The sequence below is a fragment of the Streptomyces xantholiticus genome, assembly GCF_014651015.1.
Taxonomy (GTDB): domain Bacteria; phylum Actinomycetota; class Actinomycetes; order Streptomycetales; family Streptomycetaceae; genus Streptomyces; species Streptomyces xantholiticus.
The window spans coordinates 176,160-190,939 of the sequence record NZ_BMWB01000004.1; the positions used below are offsets into that span (position 1 = coordinate 176,160).

The window sequence follows — 14,780 nt, forward strand, 5'->3', positions numbered from 1 at the left end:
GGGCGTCAACCCGGCGTGTCGACCGGAGTTGACGCCCTGCGGCGGCTGTCAGGCGATGAAGTCGGACGCCGCCAGCAGGCCGGTGTCCGGGTTGTCGGTGAAGATGCCGTCGATGCCCGTCGCGAAGTACGCCCTGTACGCGGCGAAGACGTCGCCGTAGGCGTTCGGGTCGGTGCCGCGCCGGAAGTCGGCGGGAAGGAAGGAGTTCTCGTTGCGCATCGTGTAGGGGTGCAGGACCAGGCCCCGCGCGTGGGCGTCCCGTACCAGCGTCGTGGGCCGCGTGAGCCGGCCGTCCGCGTCCTTCGGTATGACCAGGTCCAGGGTGGGGCCGAGCCCCTGGGCGAAGGAGGCGATCCAGTCGAGCCCCTCGGGCCGGACCAGATCGGCGACCGTGCGCGGGTCACCGGCCTCGACGAAGTCCCAGGGCCGGGAGCTCGCACCGGACAGCAGGACGACCCGCGGAGAGGAGACCAGCTTCGCCATCCGCTGCATGCTGCTCGGCTCGAACGACTGCAGGAAGACGGGGGAATCGCGGCGGTCGCGCCCGTAGCGGCGCAGCAGCCGCGCCAGCGGCTCCTCGAGGCCGAGGCCGATGGACCGGAAGTAGCTGGGGTGCTTCGTTTCGACGTGCAGCCACACCGGGCGGCCGCGGCGCCGGCCCTCCGCCTCCGCCCACCGCAGCACCTCCTCGAAGGTGGGCACGGACCAGCGGCCGTCGTAGAGGGTGTTCTCCTGGCGGGTACCGGGGATCCGCTCCTTCGCGCGCAGGGTCTTCAGCTCGGCGAGCGTGAAGTCCTCGGTGAACCAGCCCGTGAGGCTGGTCCCGTCGACGGACTTGGTGGTCCTGCGGGAGGCGAACTCGGGGTGTGCGGCGACGTCCGTTGTGCCGGTGATGTCGTTCTCGTGACGGCATACGAGATGACCGTCCTTCGTGGGCACCAGGTCCTGCTCGATCACGTGGGCGCCCATGTCGAGAGCGAGCTGGTACGAGCCGAGGGTGTGCTCGGGACGGTAGCCGCTGGCACCGCGGTGCGCGATCACGGTGGGTACGGGCAGCTCCCACCTGTCCCTGCCGGACGGGCGGCCGCCCCCCTGACTCTCGTCCGCCTGCGCCGTCGCCGCGCCGGCGCCGACCCCGAGGGCGGCGGTGGTCAGGACCGCGGCTCCGAGAACGCTGCGGCGCGCCGGACTGCTGCTCGTACCCTGTGTCATGAAACGTTCCTCCATGTGATGTACGACGGCGATGACCGTGTGATGTGCCGCACCTGCCAAACGACGCCCGATGGTAGGCAGTTGCGCCTTACTTGCGGCAGACCCTGCACGAACGCCGCCCGAACGGGCGTCAACGCCGCGTATCCGCTGGGTGAACCCGACGTGCGATCCGGGATGACCCGCGAGTATCGTCCTCACCTGCAAAGATTTCACCGTTCACAACCGCCCGTCCCATGACACCGGAGGACCCGTTGTCCCGCTTGACGCTCATCAAGGCAGTGCTGGGGCCGATCCTGCGCCTGATGTTCCGCCCGCGTGTGGAAGGCGCAGAGAACATCCCGGGGGACGGGGCGGTGATTCTCGCCGGGAACCACCTCACCTTCATCGACTCGATGATCCTCCCGCTGGTCTGCGACCGGCCGGTGTACTTCATCGGCAAGGACGAGTACGTCACCGGCAAGGGCATCAAGGGCCGGGCGATGGCCTGGTTCTTCACCGGGTGCGGCATGATCCCGGTCGACCGTGACGGTGCCAACGGCGGGGTGGCCGCGCTGATGACGGGCCGCCGGGTGCTGGAGGAGGGCAAGATCTTCGGCATCTACCCGGAGGGAACCCGCTCGCCCGACGGCCGGCTCTACCGCGGCCGCACCGGCATCGCGCGCCTCACCCTGATGACCGGCGCGCCGGTCGTCCCGTTCGCCGTGATCGGCACGGACAAACTCCAGCCGGGCGGCGCGGGCCTGCCGCGGCCGGGCCGGGTCACGCTCCGTTTCGGCGAGCCGATGGAGTTCTCGCGGTACGAGGGGATGGACCGGGACCGGTATGTGCTGCGGGCGGTGACGGATTCCGTGATGGCAGAGGTCATGCGGCTGTCGGGGCAGGAGTACGTGGACATGTACGCGACGAAAGCCAAGGCCGCGTAGCGGTTTCGCTGCGCGGAACGTGTCCCCGCGCCGCCCATCCCCAGCGCCTGGCGGCGTGGGTGGTACCCCGAACCGGGAGCTCCGCCCCCCTACCCCGCGCCTCGGACCGGGCGAGGCCGACTCGGTCAGTGCCCCGGACCCCGGACACCGCGTGAAGCGCGGTACCGGGGTCCGGCGCAGTGCCCCTTCACGCGGCGGAGCCGCAATGCGGTACAGCGGCAAGGGTCGGGGACGGAAACGGCCCCGCGCAGCGGCCGGTGGCGCCCGTCAGTGTTCGACCGTGTCCGCCAGCCTCTGGCCCCGCAGCAGGAACCATGCCGCCACCGCCGTGACGAGCAGCACCACCGCCCCGGCCCCGGCCGCGAGCCGGAGCCCGTCGACGAACGCCTCCTGCGCCGCTGCGACCAGGGCGTCGGCGTGGGCCGGCGGCAGTGCGGCCGAGGCCTCCACCGCGCCGCCGAGGGACTCGTGCGCCGCGGACGCCACGCCCGCCGGGGTGCCGCCCGGTGCGCTGAAGTCGCGGTAGGCGCCGGTCACGATCGAGCCCAGCAGGGCGATGCCGAGCGCCGCGCCCAGCTCGTACGCGGTCTCCGACACCGCCGAGGCGGCACCCGCCTGTTCCTTGGGGACGCTGGAGAGGATGACGTCCGCGGTGATGGTGAACGAGAATCCCGCGCCCGCGCCGACGACCAGCAGGGCAGCGCCGAGCAGCGGGTAGCCGGTCGTCCTGCCGAGCAGCGTCAGCACCGCGAGCGAGAGTCCGACGGCCACGAGGCCGCCCGCGACCACGGACCGTACGGAGAAGCGGCGGGCGACCTTGCCGGCCACCAGCCCGGTCGCCACCGCGCCGATCGCCGCCGGAAGTTCGGCCAGCCCCGCCTCGAACGGCTCCCGGCCCTGGACCAACTGCAGGAACTGGGACAGGAAGAAGACGAGCCCCGACAGGCCGAGGATGGTCAGCAGATCGGCGAGCACAGCGCCCGAGAAGCCCCGGTGCCGGAACAGCCGCATGTCGAGCAGCGGTGCGCTCAGCGTCAGCTGGCGGCGGACGAATCCGTACAGTCCGGCGATACCGATGAGTGCCGCCGCACCCGCCTCCCAGCCCACCCCGTGGCCGGCCGCCTCCTTGACCGCGTAGACGACGGCGACCATGCCGGCGAGCGAGAGGGCGACGCTGACCAGGTCCCAGGGGCCGGCGACGGGGTTCTTCGACTCGGGCAGCAGCTTGACGCCGACGACGACCAGCACGGCCATCACGGGGAGGTTGATCAGGAAGACCGAACCCCACCAGAAGTGCTCCAGCAGGAATCCGCCGACGACGGGCCCGACGGCCGCGCCGGCCGAGGCCATGGCGCCCCAGATGCCGATCGCCAGACTGCGTTCTTTGGGGTCGTGGAAGATGTTGCGGATCAGCGCCAGGGTGGACGGCATCAGGGTCGCGCCGGCGACGCCGAGCAGCGCCCGGGCGAGGATCATCGTCTCGGGGGTGGTGGCATACGCGTTGAGCACCGAGACCGCGCCGAAGGCGACGGCGCCGGTCAGCAGCAGCTTCTTGCGGCCGATGCGGTCGCCGAGGCTGCCCATCGAGACGAGCAGGCCGGCAATGACGAACGAGTAGACGTCACCGATCCACAGCAGCTGTGTCCCGGTCGGCTCCAGATCCTCGCTGAGGAACGGGGTCGCGAGACCGAGGACGGTGGCGTCGACGGCCACCAGCAGGACGGCGAGGACCAGGACCGCGAGCGCCAGCCAGCGCCCGGGGCGGTACACGGTCTCGTCCTTTCCGCTCGTGAGCTGGACGGTGCTGCTCATTTCTCCACTCTCCGTGCGCCGCCGAGCAGCAGCTCGGCGGTCATGTGCTGGAAGTCCTTCTTGGCGACGCGGCCGTCCATCACGGCCCAGGCGCACGAGCCGACGAGGGCGTAGAGCGCCTCGGTCAGCCAGGCCGGTGTGAGGTCGATCCGGAACTCGCCCTGTTGTTGGCCGCGGCGGAACAGGTCGCACACGCGGGCGTCGAGGCGCGCCCAGCCTTCGTTGATCTGGTCACCCTCGAACAGCTGGTTCTCCGTGTAGAGGAAGGCCAGCAGATCGGCGGCCGGATCCATCTCGGTGATCAGCCGCCGCAGCGCGTCGCTCGCGGCGTCGTCGTCCAGGCGCGCCTTGTCGAGTGCGGCCTCGAACTCCTGGATGCCGAGCTGTTCCAGTGCCCTGATCAGCGCGTCCCGGCCGGCGAAGTGCCGGTGCAGGGTGGCTCGACCGATGCCGGCGGCCCGGGCGACCTCGTCCATGGTGGCGGTCGACTTACGGGCGAGCAGGGCGGCTGCGGTACGGAGCACGCGTTCTCGGTCCATGGTCATGAGACAACCATAAACCATATGAGACATCAACGTCTCATTCAGAACGCAGACGTCTCCTTTCCGCAGGTCATAAGGCGGCACCCGCTGGCCGCATGGGGCAGCGGCGGACCGTTCCAGCCGGCGCAGGTGGCGCGGAACTCGAGCGCCGGATCGCCCCTCCCCCAAGCCGATCCGATCGTCACGGCGCTCACGGCGCACGACGCACACCTGCTCGGCCGCCCCGAAGACGCCGAGATTCGCCGCCGATCGGCAATACGGCTGGAGAGCATGAACGACCGGCTGGGCAGCTGGGGACCGGTTCGGCTTCGCAGCCCTTGAGGCGCAACCCGGTCCAGTTCGTGAACAGTTGGGCCGAGGCCACTCAGCCGCGAGGGTCGCCGCTCGACGAGGCAACCGCGTTCGAAGCGAGCTCCGGCCAGGGCCGGAGCGACCGGGTGGGCAGCGTTCACGGCCCGACAGCGGGCTAGGGTGGATTCGACCAGCTCCGACGGCACCCGGGATCCGTAGCCGGCCGGTCGATCCAGGGGTACCTGCGTACGCGGCGCGGCGCGGCTTTCCGAGGAGGTTGTCCGCCCCGGCGGACGACAAAGGGCAAGGAGAAAACCTACTCCTTGCCACTCTCAACTTATAGCGCACCGGGGGGCTTGCGGCAAGGCCCGGGCCGTGCCGCAGAATTGCCCGTCCGAAGCCAGGACCTGTGGAAACGGGAGTCGCGAAGTGCGTGTGTTGTTGTCGACCTATGGGTCACGCGGGGACGTCGAACCGCTGGTGGGACTCGCGGTGCAGTTGCGGGCACTCGGCGCGGAGGTGCGGGTGTGCGCGCCGCCGGACGAGGATTTCGCGCACCGGTTGGGCGATGTCGGCGTGCCGATGGTGCCGGTCGGCCAGTCGGCGCGCGCGCTGACGACAGCGGCGCCGCCGCCGTCATCCCTGCCCCGGCGCGCGGCCGAGTTGATCGCCGGCCAGTTCGACGCGGTCACCACGGCGGCAGAGGGATGCGATGCGTTGGTGGCGACCGGCGCGATGCCCGCGGCGGCCGGCGCGCGGTCGGTGGCCGAGAAACTGGGCATCCTCTCCGTGTCCGTGACCTTCCAGCAGCTCACCCTGCCCTCCCCGCACCACTCACCGCTGGCGTATCCGGGCCGGCCGTTCCCGCCGGACGTGACCGACAACCGGGTGCTGTGGGACCTGGACGCTCAGAGCATCAATGCGCTGTTCGGTGAGGCGCTCAACACGAACCGGGCGTCGATCGGCCTCCCGCCGGTGGACAACGTCCGCGACTACGTCATCGGCGACCGGCCGTGGCTGGCGACGGACCCGGTCCTGGACCCGTGGCAGGAGCGGGCGGACCTCGACGTCGTGCAGACCGGCGCGTGGACTCTGCCGGACGAACGCCCGCTCCCCGCCCCGTTGGAGGCGTTCCTGGACGCCGGCACGCCACCGGTGTACGTGGGCTTCGGCAGCATGGCCATGCACGCCTCGAAGGACATCGCACGGGTGGCAGTCGAGGTCGTCCGCGCACAGGGCCTCCGCGCACTCGTCTCCCAGGGCTGGGCCGACCTGGCCCTGATCGACGACCGCGACGACTGCTTCGCCGTCGGCGAGGCCAACCACCAGGCACTGTTCGGCCGGGTGGCCGCCGTCGTGCACCACGGCGGCGCGGGCACGACGACGGCGGCCGCCCGGGCCGGTGCGCCCCAGGTGGTGGTACCCCAGCTGGCGGACCAGCCCTACTGGGCCGGCCGGGTGGCCGACCTGGGCATCGGCGCGGCACACGAGGGCCCGACTCCCACCTTCGAGTCCCTGTCGGCCGCGCTGAGAACGGCCCTGACCCCCGGGACCCGTGCACGAGCGACCGCCGTGGCCGGCGCGATCCGCACCGACGGAGCGACGGTGGGCGCGAAGCTGTTGCTCGACATGGTCGGCCGAGAGAGGCAGCCCGTGCCGGCGTGACCCACGCGGGACCGTCAAGCCGGGACCCGGAACACGAGTACCCGCACACCCGGGCGACCTGAACCGACAACAACCACGCGGCCCATGTCCGGCGGAGCATTGCTCGTCATGGCCACCGTGTTCGTCACACCGGTCCGGACGCCTTGCCGCGCGCAATGGTCGCAAGCGGCCTCACATCGGAGCTGAAGACGTGAACCCCCTGACCACCAGCCCGTTCGACCTTCCCGACCGCCTCTCCCCCAAGGCCGAACCGACGCTGATCGCCGGCGATGAGGAGCACTTCGCGGCCATCTCGGAGTGCCTCGAGCAGTCGATCGCCGATCTGTCCGACCGCCTCGAGGCGGAGCGCAAGGCGCCCGGCGGCATTGGCCGTCAGGCGATGGACCGGGACACGGAGATCCACCGCCTGACCACTCGCCTGCGCGCACTGCGTCGCTTCGGCCTGGACCTGTGCCTCGGACACATGGTCGGCGCGGACGACCCCGAGCCCGTGTACGTCGGACGATTCGGCCTCAAGGACAGCACGGGTCGTCGGCTGCTGCTCGACTGGCGCTCCCCCGCGGCTGAACCGTTCTTCGGAGCCACGCACGCCAACCCGATGGGTCTGGCAAGCCGCCGCAGGTACCGCTGGACCCGTGGCCGGATCAGCGACTACTGGGACGAGGTGTTCACCTCGGACGGGTTTGCCGGGCACGCCGCGCTCGACGACCAGTCCGCCTTCATCGCCAGCCTGGGCAGCAACCGGTCGCCACGGATGCGAGACGTGCTCGGCACCATCCAGGCCGACCAGGACGCAATCATCCGCGCGGGATCCCGCGGTGCTCTCGTCGTCGATGGCGGCCCGGGTACGGGCAAGACCGTCGTCGCTCTGCACCGCTCCGCCTACCTCCTCTACTCCGACCCTCGCCTCGGTCACCGCCGGGGCGGCGTGCTCTTCGTCGGTCCGCACCAGCCCTACCTGGGCTACGTCGCCGACGTCCTTCCCGGCCTCGGAGAGGAGGGCGTGCAGACCTGCACCCTGCGGGACCTCGTCGCCGAGGGAGCCGCAGCAGCGATCGAGACCGACCCGGACGTGGCCCTGCTGAAGTCGTCCGCGAACATGGTGAAGGCGATCGAGACGGCCGTCAGGTTCTACGAGGAGCCGCCCACCAAGGGGATGACCGTTACGACCCACTGGTCCGACATCCGGCTGAGCGCCCACGACTGGGCCGTGGCGTTCGAAGCAGCAGAACCCGGTACTCCGCACAATGAGGCGCGCGAGCAGGTCTGGGAGGAACTGCTCACGATCCTGGTGGACAAGCACGAAGGCGACGCCTCGCCGGCCATGCTCCGCAGGTCGCTGCTGCAGAACAGGGAGTTGCTCGCGGCATTCAACCGCGCGTGGCCGCTGCTCGAAGCGGCTGACCTCGTCGGAGATCTGTGGTCGGTACCCGCCTACCTGCGGTTGTGCGCTCCCTGGTTCGGCCCCGGTGACGTCTCCAAGCTCCAGCGCGAGGACGCCCAGGCCTGGACGGTGTCCGACCTGCCGCTCCTGGACGCGGCACGGCAGCGGCTCGGCGACCCGGAGGCCTCGCGACGCAAGCGTCGGCACAACGCCTCTGTCGCCGCCGAACGCGAGCACATGGCCAAGGTCGTCGACGCCCTGCTCGAGGCCGATGCCGACGGTGAAGGTGTGATGACGATGCTGCGCGGACAGGACCTGCGGGACAGCCTGGTCGACGAGACGGCGCTGGCCAGCAGCGAACCGGACCTGCTCGCCGGCCCGTTCGCGCACATCGTCGTGGACGAGGCCCAGGAACTGACCGACGCGCAGTGGCAGATGCTGCTGCTCCGGTGCCCGTCCCGGAGCTTCACCATCGTCGGGGACCGTGCCCAGGCCAGGCACGGGTTCACGGAGTCGTGGCAGGAACGGCTCGAGCGGATCGGGCTCGACCGCATCGACCTGGCCTCCCTGAGCATCAACTACCGGACGCCGGAAGAAATCATGGCGGAAGCCGAGCCCGTCATCCGGGCCGTGCTCCCGGACGCCAATGTGCCGACCTCCATCCGCAGCAGCGACGTCCCCGTCGTCCACGGATCCACTTCGGATCTGAGCTCGATCCTCGACAACTGGCTTGCCGCACATGCCGACGGGATCGCCTGCGTCATCGGCGCTGGTGACATCGGAGTTGGCGCATTCCGGGCGACGTCCCGCGTCCGGTCGCTGACCCCGGAGCTGTCGAAGGGGCTCGAGTTCGACCTGGTCGTCCTCGTCGACCCGGAGGCGTTCGGCAGGGGCGTCGAAGGAGCGGTCGACCGCTATGTCGCGATGACCCGAGCGACCCGGCAACTCGTCGTCCTCACGAGCTCCTGACACCGGCAGGACGAACGCCCGCTCGGGCCCGCGAGCTGCCGTTCGTCGACTGGCCGCAGACGTAGGGCGGGCGCCGCCCGCCACGTTCCGCAAGGCGCATTGCATCCTCCCGTACGCGCCCGGGCGCCCGTCGCGGACCAGGACCACCTCGCCGCCGCCCTGCTGCTGCGCGTCGACGAACGGACGGGCCCGACCCGGCCGGACTCGACGCGCTCGCGGACCGGGCGGCGGCCGCCGTGGTGCCGTCGGCTACCGCTTGGCCGTGGCCCAGGCGTGCTGTATCACCAGGTCGGCCTTGACCTCGTTGAGTTGGGTCTGGACGGCCGAGGGGGCCGTGCCGCCGCGCCCGCTGCGGGAGGCGAGGGCGCCCGGGACGTCAAGGACGGTACGGACCTCCGGGGTGAGGTGCTCGGAGATCTTCGCGAACTGGTCGTCCGTGAGCTGGTCCAGCTCGATGCCGTGTTGCTCGCACTCCTTGACGCACTCACCCGCCACCTCGTGCGCGACGCGGAACGGGACGCCCTGCTTGACCAGCCACTCGGCGATGTCCGTGGCAAGCGAGAAGCCGGCCGGGGCCAGCTCCTCCATCCGCTCGCGGTGGACGGTGAGCGTGGCCATCATGCCGGTGAACGCCGGGAGCAGGACCTCGAGCTGGTCGCACGAGTCGAAGACCGGCTCCTTGTCCTCCTGCAGGTCGCGGTTGTAGGCGAGGGGCAGCGCCTTGAGCGTGGCGAGCAGCCCCGTCAGGTTGCCGATGAGGCGGCCGGACTTGCCGCGGGCGAGCTCCGCGATGTCCGGGTTCTTCTTCTGCGGCATGATCGAGGAGCCGGTGGAGAAGGCGTCGTGGAGGGTGACGAAGGAGAACTCCTTCGTGTTCCAGATGATGACCTCCTCCGCGATTCGCGACAGGTCGACCCCGATCATCGCGGTGATGAACGCGAACTCGGCGACGAAGTCCCGCGAGGCCGTGCCGTCGATGGAGTTGCCGGCCGAGCCGCGCTCGAAGCCCAGGTCGGCGGCGACCGCCTCCGGATCGAGACCGAGCGAGGAGCCTGCGAGCGCTCCGGAGCCGTACGGGGAGACGGCGGTGCGGGTGTCCCACTGCCGCAGCCGCTCCGCGTCCCGCGACAGCGACTGCACATGCGCGAGGACGTGGTGGGCGAAGAGCACGGGCTGCGCGTGCTGGAGGTGCGTACGGCCCGGCATGGCGAGGTCCGGGTGGGCCTCGGCGAGGCCGACGAGGGCATCCTGGAGATCGGCGATCAGGCCGCCGATGATGCGGGCGTGGTCACGCAGATACATCCGGAAGAGCGTGGCGACCTGGTCGTTGCGGGACCGGCCGGCGCGGAGCTTGCCGCCGAGATCGGGGCCGAGTCGCTCCAGCAGGCCCCGTTCGAGAGCGGTGTGCACGTCCTCGTCGGCGATGGTGCCGGTGAAGGAGCCGTCGGCGACGTCGGCCTCGAGCTGGTCGAGACCGGCGAGCATACGGGTCAGCTCGTCGTCGGTGAGCAGGCCTGCCTTGTTGAGGACCCGGGCGTGGGCACGGGAGCCGGCGATGTCGTACGGCGCGAGACGCCAGTCGAAGTGCACCGACGCGGACAGCTTGGCCAGCGCCTCCGCGGGACCGTCGGCGAAACGGCCGCCCCAGAGCCGGACGTCACCGTTGTTGCTGCTCACAGTTCAAGCTCCTGGAAAGGGTACGGATGTGCCACCGCCTCCCCTGCCGGAACGGTCCGGGAAGGCGGTCTGTACAACGCGTGCGGGTTACGCGAGGTCCCGTCGGGCTACGCCCGCAGATCACGCCGCGCAGCGATCTTCTGCGACAGGCCGAAGATCTCGATGAAGCCCTGTGCCTTGGACTGGTCGAACGTGTCGCCCGAGTCGTAGGTGGCGAGGTTGAAGTCGTACAGCGACACGTCGGACTTCCGGCCGGTGACGACGGCCCGGCCGCCGTGCAGGGTCATCCGGATGTCGCCGGTGACGTGCTGGTTGGCCTCGTCGATGAAGCCGTCCAGGGCCCGCTTGAGCGGGGAGAACCACAGGCCGTCGTAGACCAGTTCGCCCCAGCGCTGCTCGACCTGCCGCTTGTACCGGGCGAGCTCGCGCTCGACGGTGACGTTCTCCAGCTCCTGGTGGGCGGTGATCAGGGCGATCGCGCCGGGAGCCTCGTACACCTCACGGGACTTGATGCCGACGAGCCGGTCCTCGACCATGTCGATCCGGCCGATGCCCTGGGCGCCGGCCCGCTCGTTGAGCTGCTGGACGGCCTGGAGGACGGTGACGGGCTTGCCGTCGATGGCGACCGGGACACCGGCCTTGAAGGAGATGACGACCTCGTCGGCCTCACGCTGCTCGGCCGGGTTCGAGGTGTACTCGTAGATGTCCTCGATCGGCGCGTTCCAGATGTCCTCCAGGAAGCCCGTCTCGACGGCCCGTCCGAAGACGTTCTGGTCGATGGAGTACGGCGACTTCTTGGATGTGGCGATCGGAAGCTGCTTCTCCTCGCAGAAGGCGATCGCCTTGTCCCGGGTCATCGCGTAGTCACGGACCGGGGCGATGCACTTCAGCTCGGGCGCGAGGGCCACGATGCCGGCCTCGAACCGCACCTGGTCGTTGCCCTTGCCGGTGCAGCCGTGGGCGACGGTGCTCGCACCGTGCTTCTTGGCGGCGGCGACGAGGTGCTTGACGATGGTGGGCCGGGAGAGCGCGGAGACCAGCGGGTACCGGTCCATGTAGAGAGCGTTGGCCTTGATCGCGGGGAGGCAGTACTCGTCGGCGAATTCGTCCCTGGCGTCGGCGACCTCGGCCTCCACGGCCCCGCAGGCGAGCGCACGCTTGCGGATGACGTCCAGGTCCTCGCCTCCCTGGCCGACGTCCACGGCAACGGCGATGACCTCGGCGCCCGTCTCCTCGGCGATCCAGCCGATGGCGACGGAGGTGTCCAGGCCGCCCGAGTAGGCGAGTACGACGCGCTCGGTCACGGGGTTCTCCTTACGGTGCATGCACTGATGGGCATAACTATGCAGTGTTCCGTATGGTTTGTCAATCGCCGTGGAAAAGCGCTGGTCGCGGCGGTGCGCCGCTCATACAGTGGCCGCCAGAACGGCACGGAGGGGGCGTGGGGAATGGGCAGGCGCTGGGACGACACGGCGGGCCGGGAGGCCGTCGGGCATCTGCTGGACGGGCTCGCCCCGAGCCACGTACTGAGCTTCGACGACCCGGCCTGCTGGACATCTCTGGACGAGGCGGTCCGAAACCTCGAGGTGTACCGGTGGGACGGTCACGACCCTCAGATCTCCGCCCGTCTGCGGGCGCGGCAGGAGACCGCCCTGTGCCACCGGGACGGGCGTGTGCGCGAGGGCGCGCTGGCGGCAGGGCCCGGCACACCCGCCTTCTGGTATCTCGTTGTGGTGCGGTGTGCGGACTGGGTGCGGCCGGTGCGTGTGCGGGCGCGCCGGATGCTCGCGGAACGCCTGCAGGAGGAGCCGGAGTGGACTCTGCGCGCCCTCACGCCGCTCGTGCTGCGCGTGGGGCGGCGCGAGCAGGGCGCCTGGGCGCGTGACCTGTTCGACGAAGCGCTGAGCGCCGCCCCGGCTCTCGCGCTCGACCGCCTCCACGACACGAGGGACACGGCGACGCGCCGCCTCGCCGCACGCGTCGTCCTCGACGCCGGACTGCTGGACGTCCGAGGACTGGCGCGGTCCGCCGCCGAGACGCCGGACCCCGTCCTGTGGCGGTGGTGGTCGGACGCGGCGCTCGCCGCGATGGCGGCCGACGGACCGGACGACGAGGCCGTCGACACCCTGCTCGGGGCGCGGGCACCGCTCGTACGGTCTGCCGGGGTGACCGCGCTCCGGCGGGCCGGCCGCGCCCGGGAGGCGGCCCGGTATCTCACCGACCGCTCGTCCCTGGTGCGTGCCTGCGCCCGCTGGGTCGTGAGCCAGGACGGCGGCGACCCGCACAGCCGCTGTCTCGCACTGTGCACCGACCCTGCCATGGTGCGGCCGCTCGCTGTAGTGGGGCTCGCGGAGTGCGGCAGGCGCGCGGACGCCGAACTGCTCCGCCTGCTGATGAGCCACCCGGTCGCCGCCGTGCGGGCGCAGGCCGTCGCGGGGTTGCGCCTGCTCGAATCGGTGCCCGTGGAGGACACGCTGCTGCTGGTGGACGACCCGTCGGCAGCGGTGGCGCGCGAAGCGGCCCGGGCACTGCTGCCGTACGCGCGCCGATTGCCCGCGGACCGGCTCACGGAGCGGCTCTCGCCGCGGTGGCCCACCCCCACGCGCAGGGCGGCGTTCCGGCTGCTGCGGGCACGCGGGGGCCTCATCCAACTACGGGCGGCGGTCGCTCTGTTGGGCGACGCCGACCCCGCGCTGCGCCGGAACGCGGAGTCCGCCGTGCAATTGCAGGCATGGATGGCCGATGTGCCGCCGGGCGACGCGGAGGTGGACCGGCTGCTCAGGCAGTGCACGCATCTGTTCAGCGCCTACGCCATAGGGGTACTGCGCACGCGTGCCGGTCTCGGCCGATGAGGCGATGAGGTGATGAGGCGAACACGCGATGACACGACGACGCGACGACCCTGCGACGGATAATCGGGCCCATGGGTAGAACGCACGAATGCATAGAGGGCCGCCTCCGCGAATTCATCGAGGCGCAGCCGGTGTTCTTCACGGCGACCGCGCCGCTGGCCGGTGACGGACACGTCAACCTGTCGCCCAAGGGACGCAGCGGCACCCTGGTCGTCCTCGACGGGATGACGCTCGCCTACCTCGACTTCGGCGGCAGCGGCGCCGAAACCATCGCGCACGTCCGCGAGGAGGGGAACGGGCGGATCACGCTGATGTGGTGCGCGTTCTCGGGGCCGCCGAAGGTGGTGCGGGTGCACGGCCGGGGCGAGGCGGTCTTCCGGGACGATCCGCGCTGGGGCGAACTCATCGGCCGCTTCGAGGAGGTGGACGGGCCGGGCGCCCGCGCGATCATCGTCGTCCACGCCCGCCGCATCAGTGAGGTCTGCGGCTTCGCGGTGCCGTTCATGGACTACCGGGAGGAGCGCACGCAGCACGCGGAGCACTTCGGGCGGAAGTCGGACCAGGAGTTCGCGGCGTACTGCGAGAAGAAGGAGCATGTGGGGGTGAGCCTGGACGGGTTGCCGGGCCTGCCGCTGCCGCTGCCGCCGCGCCCGGAGTGACAACGGGCCGCTGCGCCTGCGGCGGCTTGCGCCCCCACCCCGCCCGTCCCCCTTCCCGAACCGGCTCCGCCCGCACGCCTGACGGCGTGGGGGTGCCAGACGCTGTACTGCCGTCCGGCGCCCCGGACACCACCCGAAGCGGTGCGGAGTCCGGGGCTTGCCCGCCACGCGGCGGAGCCGCAACAGGTACGGCGGAAACGGGCGGGGCAGGGAGCGCGCCCGACGCAGCGGTCCCCGCCGCCCCCTACCGGTCGTTCTGGGCGAGCCGCAACAAATGGTCGGCCAGCGCCTGCCCGCCCGCCGGATCGCGGCTGATCAGCATCAGCGTGTCGTCACCCGCGATCGTCCCCAGGATGTCGTGCAGTTCCGCCTGGTCGATGGCCGACGCCAGGAACTGCGCCGCCCCCGGCGGCGTGCGCAGGACGACCAGGTTGGCCGAGGCCTCCGCCGAGATCAGCAGTTCGCCGGAGAGGCGCCGCATGCGCTCCTCCTTCGCGGACTCGCCGAGCGGTGCCTGCGGAGTACGGAAGCCGCCCTCGCTGGGGACCGCGTAGATCAGCTCACCGCCGGTGTTGCGGATCTTCACCGCGCCCAGCTCGTCGAGGTCGCGGGAGAGCGTCGCCTGCGTGACGTGCAGTCCGTTGTCCCCGAGGAGCTTCGCCAACTGGCTCTGGGAGCGCACCGGTTGCCGGTTGAGGATGTCCACGATCCGGCGGTGGCGGGCCGTGCGGGTCTGCGGCACGGCGGGCCCGGCCTGCTCGCCGCCGGCGTTGCCCTGCGCGTCGGTCATCGTC

At 71.0% G+C, this 14,780-nt stretch carries 11 protein-coding genes; 5 read left to right on the forward strand and 6 right to left on the reverse strand.

All coding sequences use genetic code 11. The annotated features are described in order from the left end of the window. Positions 1–48 precede the first annotated feature (48 nt). On the reverse strand, positions 49–1,212 hold the full coding sequence (locus IE198_RS09395; RefSeq protein ID WP_189884703.1) for a glycerophosphodiester phosphodiesterase: 1,164 nt from the start codon (positions 1,210–1,212) through the stop codon (positions 49–51). Between the two features lie 233 nt (positions 1,213–1,445). On the opposite strand from IE198_RS09395, the gene IE198_RS09400 reads away from it, so the two are divergent. Further along, positions 1,446–2,135 carry a lysophospholipid acyltransferase family protein gene (locus IE198_RS09400; protein ID WP_189884705.1) on the forward strand — a complete coding sequence of 230 codons (690 nt, stop codon included), beginning with the start codon at positions 1,446–1,448 and terminating at the stop codon, positions 2,133–2,135. A 267-nt stretch (positions 2,136–2,402) separates the two neighbouring features. Here IE198_RS09400 and IE198_RS09405 read toward each other — a convergent pair whose 3' ends face one another. Both IE198_RS09405 and IE198_RS09410 read right to left on the reverse strand, forming a co-directional pair. Continuing rightward, positions 2,403–3,947 carry an MFS transporter gene (locus IE198_RS09405; RefSeq protein WP_189884707.1) on the reverse strand — a complete coding sequence of 515 codons (1,545 nt, stop codon included), beginning with the start codon at positions 3,945–3,947 and terminating at the stop codon, positions 2,403–2,405. Further along, the gene (locus IE198_RS09410) at positions 3,944–4,492 is read right to left on the reverse strand and encodes a TetR/AcrR family transcriptional regulator (RefSeq protein WP_189884708.1); all 549 of its coding nucleotides are present in this window, start codon (positions 4,490–4,492) and stop codon (positions 3,944–3,946) included. The genes IE198_RS09405 and IE198_RS09410 overlap by 4 nt, the downstream gene beginning before the upstream one ends. A gap of 717 nt (positions 4,493–5,209) precedes the next feature. Between IE198_RS09410 and IE198_RS09415 the strand changes: the two genes are divergently transcribed. Beyond that, positions 5,210–6,445 carry a glycosyltransferase gene (locus IE198_RS09415; protein WP_189884710.1) on the forward strand — a complete coding sequence of 412 codons (1,236 nt, stop codon included), beginning with the start codon at positions 5,210–5,212 and terminating at the stop codon, positions 6,443–6,445. A gap of 190 nt (positions 6,446–6,635) precedes the next feature. Further along, entirely contained in the window at positions 6,636–8,798 is a 2,163-nt protein-coding gene (gene helR, locus IE198_RS09420; protein ID WP_189884712.1) for an RNA polymerase recycling motor ATPase HelR, read from the forward strand. Positions 8,799–9,047: 249 nt separating this feature from the next. Here the strand turns inward: helR and argH are convergent, their stop codons facing one another. Beyond that, positions 9,048–10,475, reverse strand: coding sequence for an argininosuccinate lyase (gene argH / locus IE198_RS09425; RefSeq protein WP_189884714.1), 1,428 nt, complete (start codon positions 10,473–10,475; stop codon positions 9,048–9,050). A gap of 107 nt (positions 10,476–10,582) precedes the next feature. Continuing rightward, positions 10,583–11,779, reverse strand: a complete 1,197-nt coding sequence (locus IE198_RS09430; protein ID WP_189884716.1) for an argininosuccinate synthase — start codon at positions 11,777–11,779, stop codon at positions 10,583–10,585. Positions 11,780–11,923: 144 nt separating this feature from the next. Here IE198_RS09430 and IE198_RS09435 point away from each other — a divergent pair, with 144 nt between their 5' ends. Both IE198_RS09435 and IE198_RS09440 read left to right on the forward strand, forming a co-directional pair. Continuing rightward, positions 11,924–13,327 (forward strand): hypothetical protein, encoded by a 1,404-nt coding sequence (locus tag IE198_RS09435; RefSeq protein ID WP_189884718.1) that lies wholly within the window; start codon positions 11,924–11,926, stop codon positions 13,325–13,327. Between the two features lie 71 nt (positions 13,328–13,398). Then, entirely contained in the window at positions 13,399–13,986 is a 588-nt protein-coding gene (locus tag IE198_RS09440; protein WP_189884720.1) for a pyridoxamine 5'-phosphate oxidase family protein, read from the forward strand. Between the two features lie 244 nt (positions 13,987–14,230). Here IE198_RS09440 and IE198_RS09445 read toward each other — a convergent pair whose 3' ends face one another. After that, positions 14,231–14,776: an arginine repressor gene (locus IE198_RS09445; RefSeq protein WP_189884722.1), complete on the reverse strand. Its 546-nt coding sequence runs from the start codon at positions 14,774–14,776 to the stop codon at positions 14,231–14,233. Positions 14,777–14,780: the final 4 nt, after the last annotated feature.

Coding starts and splice junctions, on each gene's coding strand:
- IE198_RS09395 (WP_189884703.1), bottom strand. CDS start 1,212: ATGACACAGGGTACGAGCAGCAGTCCGGCGCGCCGCAGCGTTCTCGGA.
- IE198_RS09400 (WP_189884705.1), top strand. CDS start 1,446: ATGACACCGGAGGACCCGTTGTCCCGCTTGACGCTCATCAAGGCAGTG.
- IE198_RS09405 (WP_189884707.1), bottom strand. CDS start 3,947: ATGAGCAGCACCGTCCAGCTCACGAGCGGAAAGGACGAGACCGTGTAC.
- IE198_RS09410 (WP_189884708.1), bottom strand. CDS start 4,492: ATGACCATGGACCGAGAACGCGTGCTCCGTACCGCAGCCGCCCTGCTC.
- IE198_RS09435 (WP_189884718.1), top strand. CDS start 11,924: ATGGGCAGGCGCTGGGACGACACGGCGGGCCGGGAGGCCGTCGGGCAT.
- IE198_RS09440 (WP_189884720.1), top strand. CDS start 13,399: ATGGGTAGAACGCACGAATGCATAGAGGGCCGCCTCCGCGAATTCATC.
- IE198_RS09445 (WP_189884722.1), bottom strand. CDS start 14,776: ATGACCGACGCGCAGGGCAACGCCGGCGGCGAGCAGGCCGGGCCCGCC.